The organism is Pseudomonas sp. XS1P51 (assembly GCF_054897845.1).
The window spans coordinates 5,555,534-5,575,734 of the sequence record NZ_CM142707.1; the positions used below are offsets into that span (position 1 = coordinate 5,555,534).

Consider the following 20,201-nt stretch of genomic DNA (forward strand, 5'->3'; position numbering starts at 1 on the left):
GGAGTTGGAGACTGTGCTAAAAAGGCTGCCATGTCGTGCTGGCCCTTGAGCATCAAGGGTTCCGAGCCACCGATTACCCGCAAACGGACAATTTGATTCGCAAAGGCGACGGTAGAGCATTTATGGAACAGCATTCCAGCGCCTTGAAGGTCATGGTGATCGACGATTCGAAGACGATTCGCCGCACCGCCGAAACGCTGTTGAAGAACGTGGGTTGTGAAGTCATTACGGCCATCGATGGTTTCGATGCCCTGGCCAAGATTGCCGATAATCACCCCGGCATCATCTTTGTCGACATCATGATGCCGCGCCTGGATGGCTATCAGACCTGCGCTTTAATCAAGAACAACAGTGCGTTCAAGTCCACGCCAGTGATTATGCTGTCGTCCAAGGACGGGCTGTTCGACAAGGCCAAGGGGCGCATCGTCGGCTCCGACCAGTTTTTGACCAAGCCTTTCAGCAAGGAAGAACTGCTGAACGCGATCCAGGCCCATGTACCGGGCTTCGCCGCTGTTTTGCCGCAGTAGGACACGCACAGTGACGCTCGGCCAGCGGGCCCGGCGTCGACAAGAATGGGGAAGACCATGGCACGTATTCTGATCGTCGATGATTCGCCGACTGAAATGTACAAACTGACCGGCATGCTGGAAAAGCACGGTCATGAAGTGTTGAAAGCCGAAAACGGCGCCGACGGCGTGGCGCTGGCCCGTCAGGAAAAACCCGACGCGGTGCTGATGGACATCGTCATGCCTGGCCTCAACGGTTTCCAGGCGACCCGTCAGCTGACCAAAGACCCGGAAACCGGGCACATTCCGGTGATCATCATCACCACCAAGGATCAGGAAACCGACAAGGTCTGGGGCACACGCCAGGGCGCCAAGGACTACCTGACCAAACCCGTCGACGAAGAGACCCTGATCAAGACCCTGAACAACGTGCTGGCCGGTTGATCGTCCGGCCATGACCGAGTCGCTGACTGCCTTCGAACTGCTGCTGCAGATCGACCAGCGCTGTCGTCTGCTGGCAGCGGACTTGCCGTCCCAGCCGACCCGACAGGACAGTTGGAGCGGCATCGGTTTTCGTCTTGGCGAGCACTGGTACGTCGCGCCCATGGGCGAAGTCAGCGAAGTGTTGCATGAGCCGCGGTTCACCCAACTGCCGGGAGTCAAACCCTGGGTCAAGGGGGTCGCCAACCTGCGCGGACGCTTGCTGCCGATCATGGATTTGTGCGGTTTCTTTTCAGGTAATGAGCCTGGTCATGAACTGTCGGCCCTGCGCAAGCAGCGGCGGGTGTTGGTGGTGGAGCATAACGATTTGTTTGCCGGGTTGATGGTCGATGAAGTCTTCGGCCTCCAGCACTTTGCCCAGGACAGCCTCGAACCGGTGCCGGCAGATGATTTGCACGGGTCGATTTCGACCTTCGTCAAAGGCCGGTTTCAGCGCGAGCAGACCTGGCAAGTGTTCAGCCCATTTGCGTTGGTGCAGTCACAAGGATTCATGAACGTCGCGCTGTAATCCATGTGGGAGCGAGCCTGCTCGCGATTGAACGATAACGCGGTGTTTCCTGATACACCACGGCGCCTGAATCGCGAGCAGGCTCGCTCCCACAGGTGTTCGGCAAGGTTCACAGGTGTTGGTTAACAGGCGAGGACCGATGATAAAAGCAAAAACAGGCAAGCCAGAAGGGTCGCGCAGCCGATCGCAGATCATCGCGCTGTTTATCGCGCTGATTGTCTTCATCATGCTGCTGTTCGCCAACTTCGCTTACCTCAACACCCAGACCACGTACGACAAACAGTACATCAGCCACGCCGGTGAGCTGCGCGTGCTGTCCCAGCGCATCGCCAAGAACGCCACTGAAGCCGCCGCCGGCAAGGCTGCGGCGTTCAAGTTGCTCAGCGATGCGCGCAACGATTTCGCCCAGCGTTGGGGCTACCTGAAAAAAGGCGACCCCTCCACCGGCCTGCCACCGGCACCGCCCGCTGTTCGCCCGGAAATGCGCGCCGTGCAGCTGGATTGGGAACGCCTGCTGAAAAACACCGACGCGATTCTTTCCAGCGAACAGACCGTGTTGTCCTTGCATCAGGTCGCCGCCACCTTGGCCGAGACGGTGCCGCAGTTGCAGGTCGAGTACGAAAAAGTCGTCGAGATCCTCCTGCAACGCGGTGCGCCGGCTGCCCAGGTGGCGATGGCCCAGCGTCAGACGCTGTTGGCCGAACGTATCCTCGGCGCGGTGAACACGGTGTTGTCCGGTGACGAAAGTTCGCAACAGGCTGCCGACGCATTTGGTCGCGACGCGGCGCGATTCGGCCAGGTGCTCACCGGCATGCTCCAGGGCAATCCGGCACTGAAAGTCAGCCAGGTCGAGGATCGCGATGCCCGCGCCCGATTGACCGAAATTTCCGAGCTGTTTGAATTCGTCTCCGGCTCGGTGGATGAGATCCTCGAAACGTCGCCAGAACTGTTCAAGGTTCGCGAATCGGCCACCAACATTTTCACCTTGTCACAAACCCTGCTGGACGAAGCCTCGCACCTGGCCGGCGGTTTCGAAAACCTCGCCGGCGGGCGTAACACCGACGAAATCGGTGGCTACGTGCTGGGCTTGCTGGCGCTGATGTCGATCATCCTCATCGGTCTGGTAATGGTTCGCGAAACCAACCGTCAGCTACGGGAAACCGCCGAGAAGAACGAGCGCAATCAGAACGCGATCATGCGACTGCTCGACGAGATCGAAGACCTGGCCGACGGCGACCTGACCGTGACGGCTTCGGTGACCGAAGATTTCACCGGGACCATCGCCGATTCGATCAACTATTCCGTGGACCAGCTGCGCGATCTGGTGGCAACCATCAACCTCACCGCCGGCCAGGTCGCTGCCGCCGTGCAGGAAACCCAAGCCACCGCCATGCACCTGGCCCAGGCCTCGGAGCATCAGGCCCAGCAGATTTCCGAAGCCTCCACCGCGATCAACGAGATGGCCCAGTCCATCGACCAGGTCTCGGCCAACGCTGCCGAATCCTCGGCGGTGGCGGAGCGTTCGGTGGAAATCGCCAACAAGGGCAACGAGGTGGTGCACAACACCATCCACGGCATGGACAATATTCGCGAGCAGATCCAGGACACCGCCAAGCGTATCAAGCGACTGGGCGAGTCTTCTCAGGAAATCGGCGACATTGTCAGCCTGATCGATGACATTGCCGATCAGACCAACATCCTCGCCCTCAACGCAGCGATCCAGGCCTCCATGGCCGGTGATGCCGGGCGCGGTTTTGCGGTGGTGGCCGACGAGGTGCAACGGCTGGCCGAGCGCTCGTCCGCCGCGACCCGGCAGATCGAAACCCTGGTGCGAGCGATCCAGGCCGACACCAATGAAGCCGTGATTTCCATGGAGCAGACCACCACTGAAGTGGTGCGCGGCGCGCGTCTGGCGCAGGATGCCGGGGTGGCCCTGGAAGAAATCGAAGGCGTGTCGAAGACCCTCGCGGCGCTGATCCAGAGCATTTCCAATGCCGCGCAGCAACAGACATCTTCGGCCGGCCAGATTTCCTTGACGATGAACGTGATCCAGCAGATCACCACGCAGACTTCCTCCGGCTCCACCGCCACTGCCGAGAGCATTGGCAACCTGGCGAAAATGGCCAGCCAGTTGCGGCGTTCGGTGTCCGGGTTCACCTTGCCGGCCGCCAAGGCGCAGACTGTGGATAAAGTGTGAAGCGCCTGCAGGCGTACGCTTTTTTTGACTGGAGCAGTGAACGGAGTGGTTATGGGTGATCGGCACGACTATGTGGCCCTCGAATGGGTCAAAGGCGAGATTGCCGAAACGCTGAAAGTGGCTCATCAGGCGATAGAAACCCTGCTTGATGATCCGCAGGCGACGCACGCCCTCAGTGAATGCCTGGCGTGCATCCATCAGGTTCACGGCAGTTTGCAGATGGTCGAATTCTACGGTGCGGCCCTGCTCGCCGAAGAGATGGAACAGCTGGCCAGCGCCTTGCTGCAGAACCGCGTCAACCATCGCGATGAGGCGATTCATCTGTTGATGCAGGCCCTCGGGCAGCTGCCGATTTACCTCGACCGGGTGCAAGGCGCCCGTCGTGACTTGCCGCTGGTGGTGTTGCCGCTGATCAACGATCTGCGCAGCGCCCGTGGCGACAACCTGTTGTCGGAAACCAGTCTGTTCAGCCCGCAATTGCCGGAGCTTGAGCCGTTGGATGAAGAGTCGCTGGCGCTGCTGGAACCGGCGGATTTACCGAACGTGCTGCGCAAGTTGCGGCAGATGTTGCAGATGGCCCTGGTCGGATTGCTGCGTGAGCAGGATGGCGACACCAACCTCGGTTACCTGACCAAGGTGTTTTCACGCCTCGAAGCGCTGTGCGGTAACGCGCCCCTGAGCCCGTTGTGGCAAGTCGCTTCGGCGCTGGTCGAAGGCATGCGCGGCGGTTCGATCGCCAACAGTCCGGCCTTGCGCAGCCTGTTCAAGGACGCTGACAAAGAACTCAAGCGCCTGCTCGAACAGGGCATGCCCGCCATCAATCAGCCGGCGCCGCCGGAGTTGCTCAAGAGTTTGCTGTTCTACATTGCCAAGGCCGAAAACCCCACCGGGCAGATGCTGACCATGAAAGATCGCTACGGACTGGACGATGCGCTGCCCGACAGTGCAATGGTTGATGAAGAACGCGCACGGTTGGCCGGCCCCGACCGCGACGCCATGCGCTCGGTGCTGGCGGCGCTGTGCGAAGAACTGGTGCGGGTCAAGGAACGCCTGGACCTGTTCGTGCGCAGCGACCGTCAGCACACCTCGGACCTCGAAAGCCTGTTGGCGCCCCTGCGGCAGATCGCCGATACCCTGGCGGTGCTCGGTTTCGGTCAGCCGCGCAAGGTCATCATCGATCAACTGGCGGTGGTGCTGAGCCTCGCCCAGGGCCAGCGTGAACCCAACGATGCGATCCTGATGGACGTCGCCGGGGCCTTGCTCTACGTCGAAGCGACGCTGGCCGGCATGGTCGGCACTGTCGAGCCGGAAAGCCAGGAAGAAAGCCGCTTGCCGACCACCGACCTGACGCAGATCCACCAGATTGTCATCAAGGAAGCGCGCATCTGTCTGCAACAGGCCAAGGACATGATCGTCGATTACATCGATGCCGATTGGGATCGCCAGCATTTGCAGGCATTGCCGGCCTTGCTGACCCAGGTCCGTGGTGCGCTGGCGATGATTCCGTTGAGCCGCGCGGCGAGCCTGATCGAAGCCTGCAACCACTTCATCCGCGAACATCTGCTGCTGGATCCGGGCCAACCCGGCTGGCAGGAACTCGACAGCCTGGCTGACGTTGTCACGAGCATCGAATATTACCTTGAGCGCCTCAGCGACGACCCCGAAGCCCCCGGCGAACAATTGCTCGACGTGGCTGAAAAGAGTCTGGCTTCACTTGGCTTTTTCCCCAGTGAACACAATGTGCCGGTGCTTGAGGATGTGCTCAGCCCCAGTGAGGCGCAGGTCATGCAGGATCTTCAGGCACTGGACGATCCCGAAGTCGTCCAGACCCTGGCCGATGTGCTGGCCAGTCCCGTGTCTGCCGTGAACCCGCCCGCCCTGACCATCCCCGGCAGCCTGTTGCCACCGCCGGCGGGTGAAGAACCGGTGGACGATGAGCTGCGGGAAGTCTTCCTCGAAGAAACCGACGAGGTCCTGGAAATCCTCCGGGAATACCTGCCGCGCTGGTCGGCCAATCCCGAGAGCGAATCGACCCTGAGCGAACTGCGCCGGGCGTTCCACACGCTCAAGGGCAGTGGCCGGATGGTGCGTGCGCTGGTGTTGGGCGAGTTGGCGTGGGCGGTGGAAAACCTGCTCAACCGCGTGCTGGAACACAGCGTTGCACCGGGCCCCTTGGTGCAGCAACTGTTGGGCGACGTGTTGAAGCTGCTACCGGAACTGGTGGCCGAATTCGCCGCCAATGCCCAGCGCCAGCGCAACGATGTCGACCAATTGGCTGCCCGTGCCCATGCCTTGGCCAAGGGCGATGAACCGGTGTCGGACGAGGATGCCCAAGATGTTGCGGCCCTCGACCCGTTGTTGCTGGAGATCTTTCGCAACGAAGCCGAAACCCATCTGGGCAGTCTCAACCGTTTCCTCGACCAGGCCGCCGAGCATGTGCCCTTGCAGGCCAGCGACGAGTTGCAGCGCGCCTTGCACACCCTCAAGGGCAGCGCCTCGATGGCCGGCGTTTTGCCGATTGCCGAGCTGGCGATGCCGCTGGATCAACTGGCGCGGGAGTACAAGGCGCACCTGATCGCCCTGGACCTGGACGAAGTCGAACTGTTGCTGGAGGCCGAAGGGTTGTTCCGCCTCGGGTTGCGGCAGCTCAAGACCGACCCGTTGGCCGACATTCCCGGGGCTCGCTCGTTGATCGAACGAACCCAGGCGTTGTTGTCCGGGCGTCTCGAAGCGCTCTTGAACGCACCGAACACCCGGCTTCGCACCAAGCGCGATCCGCAGCTGATCAACAACTTCCTCGCCCAGGGCATGGACATCCTGCTGGACGCCGAAAGTCTGTTGCAGCGTTGGCAGCAACACCCCGGCGAACGTCAGGAACTCAGTGCGCTGCTGGACGAATTGACCACCCTCGGCGAGGGCGCGCACCTGGCCGATCTGCACCCGGTGGATGAGCTCTGCGAAGCTTTGCTCGATCTCTACGGCGCGGTGGAAGAAAGCAGCCTGGCGGTCAGCGAGGCGTTTTTCCATGAGGCGCAAAGTGCTCACGAAGCACTGATCAACATGCTTGACGAACTGGCGGCGGGCCAGGAAGTCAGCCCGCAACCGGACCGCATTCGGGCATTGCGCGGCTTGCTCGATGAGAGTCTCGACCCGACGGCCATGGGCCTGATCCGCAGTGACGGCAGCCGCACCCTGAGCATTCGGGAGTTGGGCAGTGCGACTGCGGAGCTTGCACAAACCGCGACCCAGGTTGAACTGGACGATGAAATCGTTTCGATCTTCCTCGAAGAAGCGGTGGATATCCTCGAAAGCGCTGGCCAGGCTTTGCAGCGCTGGCTGAGCGACCCGGACAACGCCGCGCCGCTGTTGTCGTTGCAGCGTGATTTGCACACCCTCAAGGGCGGCGCGCGGATGGCTGAAGTCGAGCCGGTCGGTGACTTGGCCCATGAGCTGGAAAGCCTTTACGAAGGGTTTGTCGATCGTCGGTACAGCCACAGCGAATCGTTGGCGCAACTGCTGCAACAGAGCCATGACCGACTGGCCCAGCTGCTTGACCAGTTGCAGAACCAGAAGCCGCTGGGTGATCCGGGCGAGCTGATCGAGGCCATCCGCGAATTCCGCCAGGGCAATGCCAATGTGCCTGAAACCGTCGAGCCTCCACGGGCCGAGGATTCGCCGGGCCATGATCCGGAGTTGCTGGACATCTTCCTCGAAGAAGGTTTCGACATCATCGAAAACTCCGGTGCGGCGCTGGTGCGCTGGCAGGCCGAACCGTCGAGTCGTCAGGAAGTGGAAACCCTGCTGCGCGACCTGCACACCCTCAAGGGGGGCGCGCGGATGGTGGAAATCACCCCGATCGGCGACCTGGCCCATGAGCTGGAGTTTCTCTACGAAGGCTTGTCCGCGGGCGTGTTGAAGCCGACTGCCGCGTTGTTCGGGCTGTTGCAGAGCAGCCATGACCGACTGGCGCAGATGCTGGACGCGACCCGCGCGGGTCAACCTTTGCCACCGGCTGATCGACTGATCGACGCGATCAGGAATTTCAGCCATCCGGCAGTGCCCGAAGCACCGGTCGTGGTGCCCGCCGCGCCCAAAGTCGAGACGCCTGCACCGCAACCCGATGCCGGCGCCGACATGGTCAAGGTCTCGGCAGAACTGCTCGATGACCTGGTCAATCTGGCCGGCGAAACGTCGATCTTCCGTGGCCGGATCGAACAACAGGTCAACGATGCACGCGTGGCCCTGAGCGAAATGGAAACCACCATCGAGCGCATGCGCGACCAGTTGCGCCGCCTCGATACCGAAACCCAGGGGCGGATTCTCAGTCGTCAGCAGGTCGAAGCCGAACGCCTGGGCTACGAAGAATTCGATCCGCTGGAGATGGACCGTCACTCGCAGTTGCAGCAGTTGTCGCGGGCGTTGTTCGAATCCGCCTCCGACTTGCTCGACCTCAAGGAAACCCTCGACCGGCGCAATCAGGACGCGGAAAACCTGCTGCAACAGCAAGGTCGCATCAATACCGAATTGCAGGAAGGCCTGATGCGCACGCGCATGGTGCCGTTCGAGCGGATGTTGCCGCGCTTGAAGCGGATTGTCCGTCAGGTCTCCAGCGAGCTGGGCAAGGACGTGGAATTCATCGTCGGCAACGCCGAAGGCGAGATGGACCGCAACGTTCTCGAGCGTATGGCCGCACCGTTGGAGCACATGCTGCGCAACGCCGTCGACCATGGTCTGGAATCCGCAGAGGTGCGCATTGCGGCGGGTAAACCGGCTCAGGGGCGGATTACCCTCGACCTGTCCCGCGAGGGCGGCGACATCATTTTCGACATCCGCGACGACGGTGCCGGCGTGCCGCTGGATGCGGTGCGGAGCAAGGCAATCAAGCGCGGATTGCTGGCCCCGGACAGCGACATCAGCGATCGCGACGTGCAGCAATTCATCCTGCAACCGGGGTTCTCCACCGCCGAGAAAATCACCCAGATCTCCGGGCGCGGCGTCGGCATGGACGTGGTTCATGAAGAAGTCCGGCAGTTGGGCGGCACCATGAGCATCGACTCTGTGCCAGGGCAGGGTGTGCATTTCCGGATTCGCCTGCCATTCACCGTGTCGGTGAATCGGGCGCTGATGGTGCAGTGTGGGGAGGACCAATACGCGATCCCGCTGAACACCATCGACGGTATCGTTCGCGTGTTGCCCAACGAGCTCGAAGGGCATTACCGACTCGATCCGCCCACCTACAAATACGCCGGGCAACACTATGAGCTGTGCTACCTCGGCGAGCTGCTGAAAACCAGCACTCGTCCGAAACTGCTGGGCCAGAGCCTGCCGCTGCCGGTATTGCTGGTGCAATGCAACGAGCGGCACATCGCCGTGCAGGTTGACGCCATGGCTGGCACCCGGGAGATCGTGGTGAAAAGCCTCGGCCCGCAGTTTGCGGCGGTGCAGGGTTTGTCCGGGGCGACGATTCTCGGCGATGGCCGGGTGGTGCTGATTCTCGATTTGCTGGCACCGATCCGCGCCATGCAGGCGAAAATGCCGCAACGAACACAGGCTCACGATGCAGAGCCCGAACCGCACAAACCGCTGTTGGTGATGGTGGTCGACGATTCGGTCACCGTGCGTAAGGTCACCAGCCGGTTGCTCGAACGTCACGGCATGAACGTGCTGACCGCCAAGGACGGTGTCGACGCCATGCTGCTGCTCGAAGAACACAGGCCGGACCTGATGCTGCTGGACATCGAAATGCCGCGCATGGACGGCTTCGAAGTGGCGACTCAGGTGCGTGCCGACGAGCGCTTGCAGCACCTGCCGATCATCATGATCACCTCGCGCACCGGCCAGAAACACCGCGACCGCGCCATGGCCATCGGCGTCAACGATTACCTCGGCAAGCCGTACCAGGAATCGGTGCTGCTCGAAAGCATCGCCCTGTGGAGCAAACCCCATGCTTGAGCACCGCACCAGCAACCTCACCGGCCTGTTGCTGCCTCTGGCGGACCGCAACCTGATCCTGCCCAACGTCGCTGTCGCGGAGCTGATCGACTATCAGCCAGGCGCCTTCGACCTCGATACGCCGCCGTGGTACCTGGGGCGGGTGACGTGGCGCAACCGGCAGATTCCGTTGCTGAGTTTCGAGTCGGCGTGTGGCAACAAAATTGTCATCGGTGAGCGGGCACGGATCGTCATCCTCAATGCCCTTGGCGGGCGGCCTGAACTGAAATTCATCGCGTTGCTGGTGCAGGGGATTCCGCGGTCTTACAAGCTCGACAGTCAGTTGAGCTATGTGGATGTGCCGTTGTGTCCGCTGGAGCAGGCGGCGGTGCAGGTGGGTGATCAGGTGGCCAAGGTGCCGGATTTGTTGGCGTTGGAGGCGTTGCTTGTGAATACCGGGTTGATTTGACAGGCCCCATCGCGAGCAGACTCGCTCCCACAGGGTTTTGTATACGCCGCAAATCCATTGTGGGAGCGAGCCTGCTCGCGATGGCCGTCCGCTAGTCAACCATTACCCTGACCGTAACGATCCGTCTCTCTGCTTGATTGATGCCCCCACCCAACACTCCTAAGGTGACTCCCACGACAGCGAACCCGTGGAGTGGTCATGACAACAACAATATCCCCCGACTCGCGATGGACGCGGCGGCGCAGCGAAAAGCAGCGGCGTCTCGAGCTTGTGCGAGGTCTCGCCGACGGTGTGGTGCTGCCCACCGATAAAATCGTTGCGGCGCTGGAGGCTTTGATCCTGCCGGGCGATCGTGTGGTGCTGGAGGGCAACAACCAGAAGCAGGCGGATTTCCTCTCTCGCTCCCTGGCCAAGGCCGACCCTGGCAAGCTCCACGACCTGCACATGATCATGCCCAGCGTCGGTCGCTCCGAGCACCTGGACCTGTTCGAACGCGGTATTGCCCGCAAGCTCGACTTCTCCTTCGCAGGCACCCAGAGCCTGCGCATCAGCCAGTTGCTGGAAGACGGCCTGCTGGAAATCGGCGCGATCCACACCTACATCGAGCTCTATGCGCGACTGGTGGTCGACCTGATCCCCAACGTCGTGCTCTCGGCCGGTTTCATGGCCGACCGCGCCGGCAATATCTACACCGGTCCGAGCACCGAAGACACACCCGCATTGATCGAACCGGCTGCCTTCAGCGACGGCATCGTCATCGTCCAGGTCAATCAGTTGGTGGACGATGTCAGCGAACTGCCTCGCGTCGATATCCCCGCGTCCTGGGTCGATTTCGTGGTGGTGGCCGACAAACCGTTCTACATCGAACCGCTGTTCACTCGCGACCCACGGCACATCAAGCCTGTGCACGTGTTGATGGCGATGATGGCGATCCGTGGGATCTACGAAAAACACAACGTCCAGTCCCTGAACCACGGCATCGGCTTCAACACCGCCGCCATCGAACTGATCCTGCCGACCTACGGCGAATCCCTCGGCCTGAAGGGCAAGATCTGCCGCAACTGGACCCTCAATCCTCACCCCACCCTGATCCCGGCCATCGAAAGCGGTTGGGTCGAAAGCGTGCATTGCTTCGGCACTGAACTGGGGATGGAAAACTACATCGCGGCGCGGCCGGACGTGTTCTTCACCGGCCGTGACGGCTCCCTGCGCTCCAACCGGATGTTCTGCCAACTCGCCGGGCAATACGCGGTGGACTTGTTCATCGGCGCGACTCTGCAAGTCGATGGTGACGGTCATTCCTCCACCGTGACTCGCGGCCGCCTGGCCGGTTTCGGTGGTGCGCCGAACATGGGCCATGACCCTCGCGGTCGTCGCCACGGCACGCCAGCCTGGCTCGATATGCGCCACGACGATGCGCCGGAAGCCTTGCTCGAACGCGGCAAAAAACTCGTGGTGCAAATGGTCGAGACCTTCCAGGAGGGCGGCAAACCGACCTTCGTCGAAACCCTCGACGCGGTGGACGTGGCGAAGAAAAGCGGCATGCCGCTGGCGCCGATCATGATCTACGGCGACGACGTCACCCACCTGCTGACTGAAGAAGGCATCGCCTATCTGTACAAGGCCCGTTCCCTCGAAGAACGCCAGGCAATGATCGCCGCCGTAGCCGGGGTGACCGCCATCGGCCTGCGCCACAACCCGAAAGACACCGCGCGCATGCGCCGCGAAGGGTTGATTGCCTTGCCCGAAGACCTCGGCATTCGCCGCACCGACGCCACCCGCGAATTGCTCGCGGCCAAAAGCGTGGCCGATCTGGTGGAGTGGTCCGGTGGCCTCTATAACCCGCCCGCCAAGTTCAGGAGCTGGTAATGCACGCATTCAACCTGCAACTCAAACCTTTATCGCTGGCCGAGCGGCTGGCGGATATGGCCGTGGACGCGCTGATCGATGAAGCGGATCTGTCGCCGAAACCGGCGCTGGTGGACCGTCGCGGCAATGGCGCTCACACCGATTTGCACCTCGGATTGATGCACGCCTCGGCGCTGTCCCTGTGGCCGGCGTTCAAGGAAATGGCGGAAGCGGCCATCGCGATTGGTGAAATCGGTTTACCGCTGCGAGAAGCCATTGGCCTGATCGGTCGTGAAGGCGAGCAAGCGATGCTCGCCACCACCCATGGCGTGAACACCCATCGTGGGGCGATCTGGGCTTTGGGACTGTTGGTTACTGCTGCCGCGCTGGAACCTAAATCCAGTGCCGCAAGCTCGGTCACTTTGCGTGCTGCACGCCTGGCTTTGCTCGATGACCGCTACGCGCCACGTCCTTTGAGCCACGGCGCCCAAGTCGCCCAGCGTTACGGCGCACGCGGTGCCCGTGAAGAAGCGCAACTCGGTTTCCCTGCCGTCATTCAACGCGCGTTACCGCAACTCAAGCGCAGCCGCGCCTTGGGCCATGGTGAGCAGAACGCCCGGCTCGATGCCTTGCTGGCGATCATGACGGCGCTTGCCGACACCTGTGTGCTCTACCGCGCCGGCGAACAAGGCCTGCAAACCATGCAACTCGGCGCCCAAGCGGTACTCGACGCCGGCGGTAGCGCCAGCCTCGCCGGTCGCCGTCGGTTGCATGAGTTGGATGAGCAATTAATCGCATTGAATGCCTCGCCCGGCGGCGCTGCGGACTTGCTCGCCGCCAGCCTGTTCATCGACCGCATCGACTCGGGCGACGCCGTTATCCAGGGAGCTTTCTGATGGAAACCTTATCTTTTGAATTTCCCGCCGGGCAGCCGCCACGCGGTCGCACCCTGGTGGGCTGCGTCGGTTCGGGCGATCTGGAAGTGCTGATCGAACCGGGTCAGGCCGGCACGTTGACGATCAAGGTGCAGACCTCGGTCAACGGCAGCGAACAACGCTGGCAGCATCTGTTTGCGCGGATGTTCGACGGCCAGACACCGCCCGCGATGGCCATCGATATCCACGATTTCGGCGCCACGCCCGGTGTGGTGCGCTTGCGTCTGGAACAGGGCTTTGAGGAGATCGGCCATGACTGACAGCGCAGCGTTGCTCCACAAACACAGCTTCGTCGAACTCGGTGCCCGGCAACGGGCGAAAGCCTTGCTCGACGCCGGCACCTTCCGCGAATTGCTCGACCCGTTCCAACGCGTCATGTCGCCATGGCTGTCGCGCCAGGGCGTGGTGCCGCAAGCCGATGACGGCGTGGTGATCGCCAAGGGCAGCATCGGCGGATTGCCGGTGGTGATCGCCGCCATCGAAGGTGCATTCCAGGGTGGCAGCCTCGGTGAAGTCGGCGGGGCGAAGATTGCCGGCGCGCTGGAACTGGCCGCCGAAGACAACCGCAACGGCATTGCGACCCGTGCCGTGTTGCTGCTGGAAACCGGTGGCGTGCGTTTACAGGAAGCCAACCTTGGCCTGGCAGCGATTGCCGATATCCATGCGGCCATTGTCGACCTGCGCCAGTACCAACCCGTGGTCGGCGTGGTGGCCGGCAGCGTTGGCTGCTTTGGCGGGATGTCGATTGCTGCGGGGTTGTGCAGTTATTTGCTGGTGACCCAGGAAGCACGGCTCGGTCTGAACGGTCCGCAAGTGATCGAGCAGGAAGCCGGACTTGAGGAATACGACTCTCGCGACCGTCCTTTCATCTGGAGCCTGACCGGTGGTGAGCAACGTTTCGCCAGTGGTTTGGTGGACCGTTATGTCGCCGATGATGTGGCGCAGATTCAGCAGCAGGTCAGCGAATTGCTGCAACAGGGTTTGCCAGCGAAACAACGCAGCCGTCAGGCCGAGCTGTTCCTGCAGCGGCTGGCCCGCCTGGACGCCGAACCGCAAATCGAGCCGGCGACGGTTCGCGATCTGTATCAAGGAGAGCGCTCATGAGTTCGTATTCCCTGAGAGGCTTGAACTGGTTCAACGCCTTGAGTGCTGGCGCGAAAGCGGTTGAGGGTTTGCCTGCATCGTTGAAGGTTGCCGATGGTGTGCTGGGCGACCAACCGGTTCGGTTTATCGCTGTGGTGGCCGATCCCGACAACCGCTTCGTCCGCGCCCGCAATGGCGAGGTCGGTCTGCTGGAAGGTTGGGGGCTGGCCAAGGCTGTGGATGAAGTCATTACGGCGGACATCGATAAACCGCGGAAGCGCGCCTTGATCGCCATCGTCGATGTGCCCAGCCAGGCTTATGGTCGGCGCGAAGAGGCGCTCGGTATTCATCAGGCATTGGCCGGTGCGGCGGACAGTTATGCCCGCGCTCGCCTGGCCGGCCATGCAGTGATCGGTTTGCTGGTGGGCAAGGCCATGTCCGGGGCGTTTCTGGCCCATGGGTATCAGGCCAATCGACTGATCGCCCTGCGCGATCCGGGTGTGATGGTTCATGCGATGGGCAAGGCTTCGGCGGCGCGGGTGACCTTGCGCAGCGTCGAGGAACTCGAAGCCCTGGCCGCCAGCGTGCCGCCAATGGCCTATGACATCGACAGCTATGCCAGCCTCGGGCTGCTCTGGGAAACCTTGTCGGTGGAACAGATCGAGCAGCCGACGGCGACGGATCTGACACGGGTGACTGAATGCCTGAGTCTGGCAATGGGCGATGTCGCCGCCAAAGGTCGTGATCTGAGCAGCCGCCTGGGCGCGAGCAACCGTGCGGCATCGAGCCAGGTTCGCCAACTGCTGAGAGCGCAGTGGTGAAGACGTTTCTGGCCCACGATCTGCTTTGGGGGATGACCCCGGCGCAGTTGCCTGCGGACGCACCTTCGTGGGTCATCGAGTCGATCAGTGCGGGTCAGCCGGTGGTGGTTCGGCGTGCGTTGAGTGCGCCGGATCACATCGCGGTCGGGGTGCGTGGGCGTTTGCGTGAGCAGCGTTATGCGACGGTGATGTCGGTTGATGCGATTCAGCGTTGCGTAAGGCCGGAAGACCTGTGTCATGTCTCGATTGACCGGGATTTGCCGGCAGTGCACGCCCTCAATCAACTGCGGCCGATGCTCGATGGCTGCGGTTTTGTGTGGGGTGTCAGCGGTAGCGCCGGGTTTGAATTGGCCAGCGGTTTTCAGGCATTGCACGAAGGCAGTGATCTCGATCTGATTCTGCGCGCACCACAACCGCTGGATTGTTTGAAGGCGCAGGAACTGGTGAGAATTCTGGATGCCGCTGCATGCCTGGTGGACATGCAGTTGCAAACGCCTTTCGGCGCCGTTGCACTGCGGGAATGGGCGGGTCCTGCCCGCCGGGTATTGCTGAAAAACGCCAGCGAAGCTTGTCTGGTCATTGACCCATGGGAGCAAGCAGCGTGAGCAGTTTGCTGGTATTCCCGGGGCAAGGCGCGCAACAGCCGGGCATGCTCCAGCGTTTGCCCCGCGAGACGCTGATCGAGGCCAGTGAGGTGCTCGGCGAAGACGCGTTGCTGCTCGATTCTGCCGAAGCGCTCAAGTCGACGAGAGCTGTTCAGCTTTGCCTGTTGATTGCCGGTGTTGCGGCTGCACGCCAATTATCAATGACACCGGATTATGTCGCGGGGTTGTCCATCGGTGCCTATCCAGCGGCAGTGGTGGCAGGTGCTTTGAGCTTCGACGATGCGCTGCATCTGGTCAGCCTGCGCGGTGAGCTGATGCAACAGGCTTATCCACAGGGCTATGGCATGACCGCGATCATCGGTCTTGATTTATCCACAGTGGAAAACGTGCTGGCGCAGGTCCACGGCGTCGATATGCCGGTGTACCTGACCAACATCAACGCCGATAACCAAGTGGTCATCGCCGGTAGCGATGCTGCAATGAAAGCCGTCGCCGGGCTGGCGAAAGATCGTGGCGCCGGTTTGGCCAAACGTCTTGCAGTCAGCGTCCCGTCCCATTGCCCGCTGCTGGAGGCACCGGCGAAAATCCTGGCCGAAGCGTTCGCCAAGGTGCAACTGAAAGCGCCGACCCTGGGCTACCTGAGCGGCAGTCGTGCCCGCCCTGTCACCCGGATCGAGGCGTTGCGTGACGACCTGGCTTTCAACATGTGCCGTGTGGTGGATTGGCGCGGCACGGTACAAAGCGCCTACGAGCGCGGCGTCCGTCTACAGATCGAACTGCCGCCCGGTGCGGTGCTGACCGGGCTGGCGCGCCGGGTGTTCGAGCAGGGCACCGTGATTGCCTTCGACGGTGCACGGCTCGATACCTTGCAGGCGCTGTTGCGTGAGGAGGGAAGCCGCCAACCCTAGATCACCGACTCAGGCTTCGAACAACAAAAACAACATTCGACGATGCACTTTGAGGACTACAACAATGATTATTTACGGTGTGGCGCTGTTGGCGATCTGTACGCTGGCAGGGGTGATCATGGGTGACATGCTTGGCGTGTTGCTGGGCGTGAAATCAAATGTTGGCGGTGTCGGGATCGCGATGATCCTGCTGATTTGCGCGCGGTTGTGGATGCACAAACGCGGCGGCATGACCAAGGATTGCGAGATGGGCGTCGGCTTCTGGGGCGCCATGTACATTCCGGTGGTGGTCGCGATGGCCGCGCAACAGAACGTCGTGACGGCCCTTCACGGCGGTCCGGTGGCGGTGCTCGCGGCGATCGGTTCGGTAGTGCTTTGCGGCTGCACCATTGCCCTGATCAGCCGGACCCACAAAGGCGAACCGTTGCCCGATGAACCGGAAGACATAACGCCGGTTGGCGCACCGGCAGGAGGTCGCTGATATGTGGGATCTCATCGAGAAAGGTCTGGAACATAACGGTCTGGTCACGGCGTTCGCGTTCGTTGGCGTGATCATGTGGGTGTCGGTGGTGTTGTCCAAGCGCCTGACGTTCGGGCGGATTCACGGCTCGGCGATTGCCATTGTCATCGGGCTGGTGTTGGCGTGGGTCGGCGGCACCATGACCGGCGGGCAAAAAGGCCTGGCGGACCTGACGCTGTTTTCCGGCATCGGGTTGATGGGCGGTGCGATGTTGCGGGACTTCGCCATCGTTGCCACGGCGTTCGAAGTGCAGGCCACCGAAGCGAAAAAGGCCGGGCTGATCGGCGTCATCGCGCTGCTGCTGGGCACGATCCTGCCGTTCATTGTCGGCGCCAGCATCGCCTGGGCGTTCGGCTATCGCGATGCGGTGAGCATGACCACCATCGGCGCGGGCGCGGTGACGTACATCGTCGGGCCGGTGACTGGCGCAGCGATTGGCGCGAGTTCGGATGTGGTGGCGCTGTCGATTGCCACCGGGTTGATCAAGGCGATTCTGGTGATGGTCGGCACGCCGATGGCGGCGCGCTGGATGGGGCTGGATAACCCGCGCTCGGCCATGGTGTTTGGCGGGTTGGCGGGCACCGTGAGCGGAGTGACGGCCGGGCTGGCGGCGACGGATCGGCGGTTGGTGCCTTATGGCGCGCTGACGGCGACGTTCCACACCGGGCTGGGGTGCTTGCTTGGGCCTTCGTTGCTGTACTTCATTGTTCGCGGGATTGTCGGCTAAGCCTTCAGATCGTCTTTGACTGTATCGACGTCATCGCGAGCAGGCTCGCTCCCACATTGGAATGCATTCCAATGTGGGAGCGAGCCTGCTCGCGATGGGCGCGACGCGGTCTCAAGCCTGCCGATTGGCATACATCCGACACTCGGCCAGCAACGCCAGCAGATTCGGATCGCGCTCCTTGGCCTTCAAAAACACCACCCCGATGTGCTGCTGCAGTCGATACTTTTCCTGCAACGGAATCAGCTTCACCCGGTTTTCATACACCGCCGCAATCCGCCCCGGCAGCAACGCATAACCCACCCCGGAACTGACCATGCTCAGCAGGGTGAAGATGTCGTTGACCTGCATCGCCACCTTCGGCTCAAACCCCGCCTGCTGGAATACCCGTTTCCCGTCCTGATGCGTGGCGAAGCCTTGGGTCAGGGTAATGAAGGTTTCATCGCGGACCTCTGCGAGATCAACTTCGGTACGCAGGGCAAATTTCGAATCCGCCGGGGTAGCCAGAAAGATGTCATCGGAAAACAGCGGAATCTGTTCGCAGTCCGGGTCGTTGACACTGTCGTCCAGGGACACCAGGATCGCATCGACTTCCATGTTCTTGAGCTTGTACAACAGGTCGAAGTTCGAGCCGAGGATCAGGTCGATGTTGAGCTCGCTGCGGCGAATTTTCAGGCCCATGATCAGTTGCGGCACGGTCTTCACCGTCAGCGAATACAGCGAGCCCAGTTTGAAGCGTTCAGCGGAAAACCCGGCGGCCTCGCGGGTCAGGCGCACGGTTTCGAGCACGTCCTGAATCAGCTTCTGCGCCCGTTCTTCCAGCACAAAAGCGCTCTCCAGCGGCGTCAGGTTACGGCCTTCATGCTTGAACAGCGGGCAGCGCAGGGCGCTTTCCAGGGAGTGGATCGCCCGGTGCACGCTGACGTTGCTGGTCTGCAGTTCGGCGGCGGCCCGTGCCAGATTGCCGGTGCGCATGAAGGCCAGGAACACCTCGAGTTTTTTCAGGGTCAACTCTTCATCGATCAGCATGGGCCGGACTCTTTTTGGAATGACCTGATTGTGCACGCATGCGGGGGCGATTGTGTTCTGAAACATTGCGCTTTTACGCTTGAGGCCTGAGCCTTACGCGATGTTGCAACGAATTTTGAGGTGAGCAACACATGTATCACGGGGAAAGACTGAACGCCTGGACGCATCTGGTCGGGGCGGTGGCGGCGTGTGTCGGGGTGGTGTGGATGCTGGTGATCGCCGGCATGGACGGCAGCCCGTGGAAAATCGTCAGCGTCGCGATCTACGGGTTCACCTTGCTGGTGCTTTACTGCGCATCGACCGTTTACCACAGCGTGCGCGGGCGCAAGAAAGCGATCATGCAGAAGGTCGATCACTTTTCGATCTACCTGCTGATTGCCGGCAGTTACACGCCGTTTTGCCTGGTGACCCTGCGCGGGCCGTGGGGCTGGGCGTTGTTCGGGATTGTCTGGGGGCTGGCGCTGATCGGGATCCTGCAAGAGATCAAGCCGCGTTCGGAAGCGCGGATTCTGTCGATTGTGATCTATGCGGTGATGGGCTGGATTGTGCTGGTGGCGGTCAAACCGTTACTCGCGGCGCTGGGCAGTACCGGGTTTGCCTGGCTGGCGTCGGGCGGGGTGTTGTACACCGTGGGGATTGTCTTTTTTGCCCTTGATCATCGCCTGCGCCATGCGCATGGGATCTGGCATCTGTTCGTGATTGCCGGGAGTCTGCTGCATTTTGTGGCGATTATGTTTTATGTCTTGTGAAGCAGAAGATCAAAAGATTGCAGCCTGCGGCAGCTCCTACAGATGAAATGCGATCCCCTGTAGGAGCTGCCGCAGGCTGCGATCTTTCAAGATTTAGAAGTCACCCCAAAGCTGTTGGGCCACCGCCAATGCCACCACCGGTGCGGTCTCGGTCCGCAACACCCGCGGTCCAAGTCTCGCGGCGTGATAACCAGCAGACTGAGCCTGATCAACCTCAGCATCCGACAACCCACCCTCAGGCCCGATCAAGAACGCCAATGTCGCCGGTTTCGCATGACTCACCAACGGCTCGGCCACCGGATGCAGCACCAGCTTCAACTCCGCCTCGGTCTGCTTCAGCCAGTCCGTCAACAGCAGCGGCGGATGAATCACCGGCACTCGCGAACGCCCGCATTGCTCGCACGCGCTGATCGCCACCTGACGCCAGTGCATCAGGCGTTTGTCGGCGCGTTCGTCCTTGAGGCGGACTTCGCAGCGGTCGCTGAAAATCGGGGTGATTTGCGTGACGCCCAATTCGGTGGCTTTCTGAATCGCCCAGTCCATCCGCTCGCCACGGGACAGGCCCTGGCCGAGATGGATCTGCAGCGGCGACTCGACCTGCCCGGCGAAGCTTTCATCGATCTGCACCACGACGCGTTTCTTGCCGACCTCCACTAGCGTGGCGCGAAACTCATGGCCCGAGCCGTCGAACAGTTGCAACGCATCGCCCTCGGCCATGCGCAGCACGCGGCTGATGTAATGGGCCTGGGCTTCGGGCAACTCGTGTTCGCCAGTGCTCAAGGGGGCGTCGATAAAGAAGCGGGACAGTCTCATGCTGGGTCTCTAAAAAATTGGATCGGAGTCGCTTTATGTGGCGAGGGAGCAAGC

General features: G+C 61.6%; 18 protein-coding genes. 16 read left to right on the top strand and 2 right to left on the bottom strand.

Going from position 1 to position 20,201, the window contains the following annotated elements; genetic code table 11:
* The first annotated feature begins 122 nt into the window (after window positions 1–122).
* From pilG to madM, 15 genes are all read left to right on the top strand, one after another.
* Entirely contained in the window at window positions 123–527 is a 405-nt protein-coding gene (gene pilG, locus ACYZUD_RS25800) for a twitching motility response regulator PilG (RefSeq protein ID WP_008152601.1), read from the top strand.
* Window positions 528–584: 57 nt separating this feature from the next.
* The gene (gene pilH, locus ACYZUD_RS25805; RefSeq protein ID WP_008068134.1) at window positions 585–950 is read left to right on the top strand and encodes a twitching motility response regulator PilH; all 366 of its coding nucleotides are present in this window, start codon (window positions 585–587) and stop codon (window positions 948–950) included.
* A 10-nt stretch (window positions 951–960) separates the two neighbouring features.
* Window positions 961–1,515 carry a chemotaxis protein CheW gene (locus ACYZUD_RS25810; RefSeq protein ID WP_462020738.1) on the top strand — a complete coding sequence of 185 codons (555 nt, stop codon included), beginning with the start codon at window positions 961–963 and terminating at the stop codon, window positions 1,513–1,515.
* A 139-nt stretch (window positions 1,516–1,654) separates the two neighbouring features.
* The gene (locus ACYZUD_RS25815) at window positions 1,655–3,712 is read left to right on the top strand and encodes a methyl-accepting chemotaxis protein (RefSeq protein WP_462020739.1); all 2,058 of its coding nucleotides are present in this window, start codon (window positions 1,655–1,657) and stop codon (window positions 3,710–3,712) included.
* Window positions 3,713–3,763: 51 nt separating this feature from the next.
* The gene (locus ACYZUD_RS25820; RefSeq protein WP_462020740.1) at window positions 3,764–9,664 is read left to right on the top strand and encodes an Hpt domain-containing protein; all 5,901 of its coding nucleotides are present in this window, start codon (window positions 3,764–3,766) and stop codon (window positions 9,662–9,664) included.
* Window positions 9,657–10,112, top strand: coding sequence for a chemotaxis protein CheW (locus tag ACYZUD_RS25825; protein WP_462020741.1), 456 nt, complete (start codon window positions 9,657–9,659; stop codon window positions 10,110–10,112). Before ACYZUD_RS25820 ends, ACYZUD_RS25825 begins: the two co-directional genes overlap by 8 nt.
* Before the next feature lie 198 nt (window positions 10,113–10,310).
* On the top strand, window positions 10,311–11,981 hold the full coding sequence (gene mdcA / locus ACYZUD_RS25830; RefSeq protein ID WP_462020742.1) for a malonate decarboxylase subunit alpha: 1,671 nt from the start codon (window positions 10,311–10,313) through the stop codon (window positions 11,979–11,981).
* On the top strand, window positions 11,981–12,856 hold the full coding sequence (locus ACYZUD_RS25835; RefSeq protein WP_462020743.1) for a triphosphoribosyl-dephospho-CoA synthase: 876 nt from the start codon (window positions 11,981–11,983) through the stop codon (window positions 12,854–12,856). Before mdcA ends, ACYZUD_RS25835 begins: the two co-directional genes overlap by 1 nt.
* Window positions 12,856–13,155, top strand: a complete 300-nt coding sequence (locus ACYZUD_RS25840) for a malonate decarboxylase subunit delta (RefSeq protein ID WP_392892224.1) — start codon at window positions 12,856–12,858, stop codon at window positions 13,153–13,155. Before ACYZUD_RS25835 ends, ACYZUD_RS25840 begins: the two co-directional genes overlap by 1 nt.
* Window positions 13,148–13,999, top strand: coding sequence for a biotin-independent malonate decarboxylase subunit beta (locus tag ACYZUD_RS25845; RefSeq protein WP_462020744.1), 852 nt, complete (start codon window positions 13,148–13,150; stop codon window positions 13,997–13,999). Before ACYZUD_RS25840 ends, ACYZUD_RS25845 begins: the two co-directional genes overlap by 8 nt.
* Window positions 13,996–14,799, top strand: coding sequence for a biotin-independent malonate decarboxylase subunit gamma (gene mdcE / locus ACYZUD_RS25850; protein WP_462020745.1), 804 nt, complete (start codon window positions 13,996–13,998; stop codon window positions 14,797–14,799). Before ACYZUD_RS25845 ends, mdcE begins: the two co-directional genes overlap by 4 nt.
* Entirely contained in the window at window positions 14,793–15,404 is a 612-nt protein-coding gene (locus ACYZUD_RS25855; protein WP_462020746.1) for a malonate decarboxylase holo-ACP synthase, read from the top strand. The genes mdcE and ACYZUD_RS25855 overlap by 7 nt, the downstream gene beginning before the upstream one ends.
* Window positions 15,401–16,312, top strand: a complete 912-nt coding sequence (gene mdcH / locus ACYZUD_RS25860) for a malonate decarboxylase subunit epsilon (protein WP_462020747.1) — start codon at window positions 15,401–15,403, stop codon at window positions 16,310–16,312. The genes ACYZUD_RS25855 and mdcH overlap by 4 nt, the downstream gene beginning before the upstream one ends.
* A 64-nt stretch (window positions 16,313–16,376) precedes the next feature.
* Complete coding sequence (madL, locus tag ACYZUD_RS25865; protein WP_462020748.1) at window positions 16,377–16,793, top strand: malonate transporter subunit MadL; 417 nt, start codon at window positions 16,377–16,379, stop codon at window positions 16,791–16,793.
* Window position 16,794: 1 nt separating this feature from the next.
* Complete coding sequence (gene madM, locus ACYZUD_RS25870) at window positions 16,795–17,559, top strand: malonate transporter subunit MadM (RefSeq protein ID WP_462020749.1); 765 nt, start codon at window positions 16,795–16,797, stop codon at window positions 17,557–17,559.
* A gap of 111 nt (window positions 17,560–17,670) precedes the next feature.
* On the opposite strand, the gene ACYZUD_RS25875 is transcribed toward madM, so the two are convergent.
* Complete coding sequence (locus ACYZUD_RS25875; RefSeq protein WP_462020750.1) at window positions 17,671–18,585, bottom strand: LysR family transcriptional regulator; 915 nt, start codon at window positions 18,583–18,585, stop codon at window positions 17,671–17,673.
* Window positions 18,586–18,716: 131 nt separating this feature from the next.
* Here ACYZUD_RS25875 and trhA point away from each other — a divergent pair, with 131 nt between their 5' ends.
* Complete coding sequence (gene trhA, locus ACYZUD_RS25880; RefSeq protein WP_462020751.1) at window positions 18,717–19,334, top strand: PAQR family membrane homeostasis protein TrhA; 618 nt, start codon at window positions 18,717–18,719, stop codon at window positions 19,332–19,334.
* Window positions 19,335–19,427: 93 nt separating this feature from the next.
* On the opposite strand, the gene ACYZUD_RS25885 is transcribed toward trhA, so the two are convergent.
* Window positions 19,428–20,147, bottom strand: a complete 720-nt coding sequence (locus tag ACYZUD_RS25885) for a 16S rRNA (uracil(1498)-N(3))-methyltransferase (protein ID WP_462020752.1) — start codon at window positions 20,145–20,147, stop codon at window positions 19,428–19,430.
* Window positions 20,148–20,201 lie beyond the last annotated feature (54 nt).

Coding starts and splice junctions, on each gene's coding strand:
- pilG (WP_008152601.1), top strand. CDS start 123: ATGGAACAGCATTCCAGCGCCTTGAAGGTCATGGTGATCGACGATTCG.
- pilH (WP_008068134.1), top strand. CDS start 585: ATGGCACGTATTCTGATCGTCGATGATTCGCCGACTGAAATGTACAAA.
- ACYZUD_RS25810 (WP_462020738.1), top strand. CDS start 961: ATGACCGAGTCGCTGACTGCCTTCGAACTGCTGCTGCAGATCGACCAG.
- ACYZUD_RS25815 (WP_462020739.1), top strand. CDS start 1,655: ATGATAAAAGCAAAAACAGGCAAGCCAGAAGGGTCGCGCAGCCGATCG.
- ACYZUD_RS25820 (WP_462020740.1), top strand. CDS start 3,764: ATGGGTGATCGGCACGACTATGTGGCCCTCGAATGGGTCAAAGGCGAG.
- ACYZUD_RS25825 (WP_462020741.1), top strand. CDS start 9,657: ATGCTTGAGCACCGCACCAGCAACCTCACCGGCCTGTTGCTGCCTCTG.
- mdcA (WP_462020742.1), top strand. CDS start 10,311: ATGACAACAACAATATCCCCCGACTCGCGATGGACGCGGCGGCGCAGC.
- ACYZUD_RS25835 (WP_462020743.1), top strand. CDS start 11,981: ATGCACGCATTCAACCTGCAACTCAAACCTTTATCGCTGGCCGAGCGG.
- ACYZUD_RS25840 (WP_392892224.1), top strand. CDS start 12,856: ATGGAAACCTTATCTTTTGAATTTCCCGCCGGGCAGCCGCCACGCGGT.
- ACYZUD_RS25845 (WP_462020744.1), top strand. CDS start 13,148: ATGACTGACAGCGCAGCGTTGCTCCACAAACACAGCTTCGTCGAACTC.
- mdcE (WP_462020745.1), top strand. CDS start 13,996: ATGAGTTCGTATTCCCTGAGAGGCTTGAACTGGTTCAACGCCTTGAGT.
- madL (WP_462020748.1), top strand. CDS start 16,377: ATGATTATTTACGGTGTGGCGCTGTTGGCGATCTGTACGCTGGCAGGG.
- madM (WP_462020749.1), top strand. CDS start 16,795: ATGTGGGATCTCATCGAGAAAGGTCTGGAACATAACGGTCTGGTCACG.
- ACYZUD_RS25875 (WP_462020750.1), bottom strand. CDS start 18,585: ATGCTGATCGATGAAGAGTTGACCCTGAAAAAACTCGAGGTGTTCCTG.
- trhA (WP_462020751.1), top strand. CDS start 18,717: ATGTATCACGGGGAAAGACTGAACGCCTGGACGCATCTGGTCGGGGCG.
- ACYZUD_RS25885 (WP_462020752.1), bottom strand. CDS start 20,147: ATGAGACTGTCCCGCTTCTTTATCGACGCCCCCTTGAGCACTGGCGAA.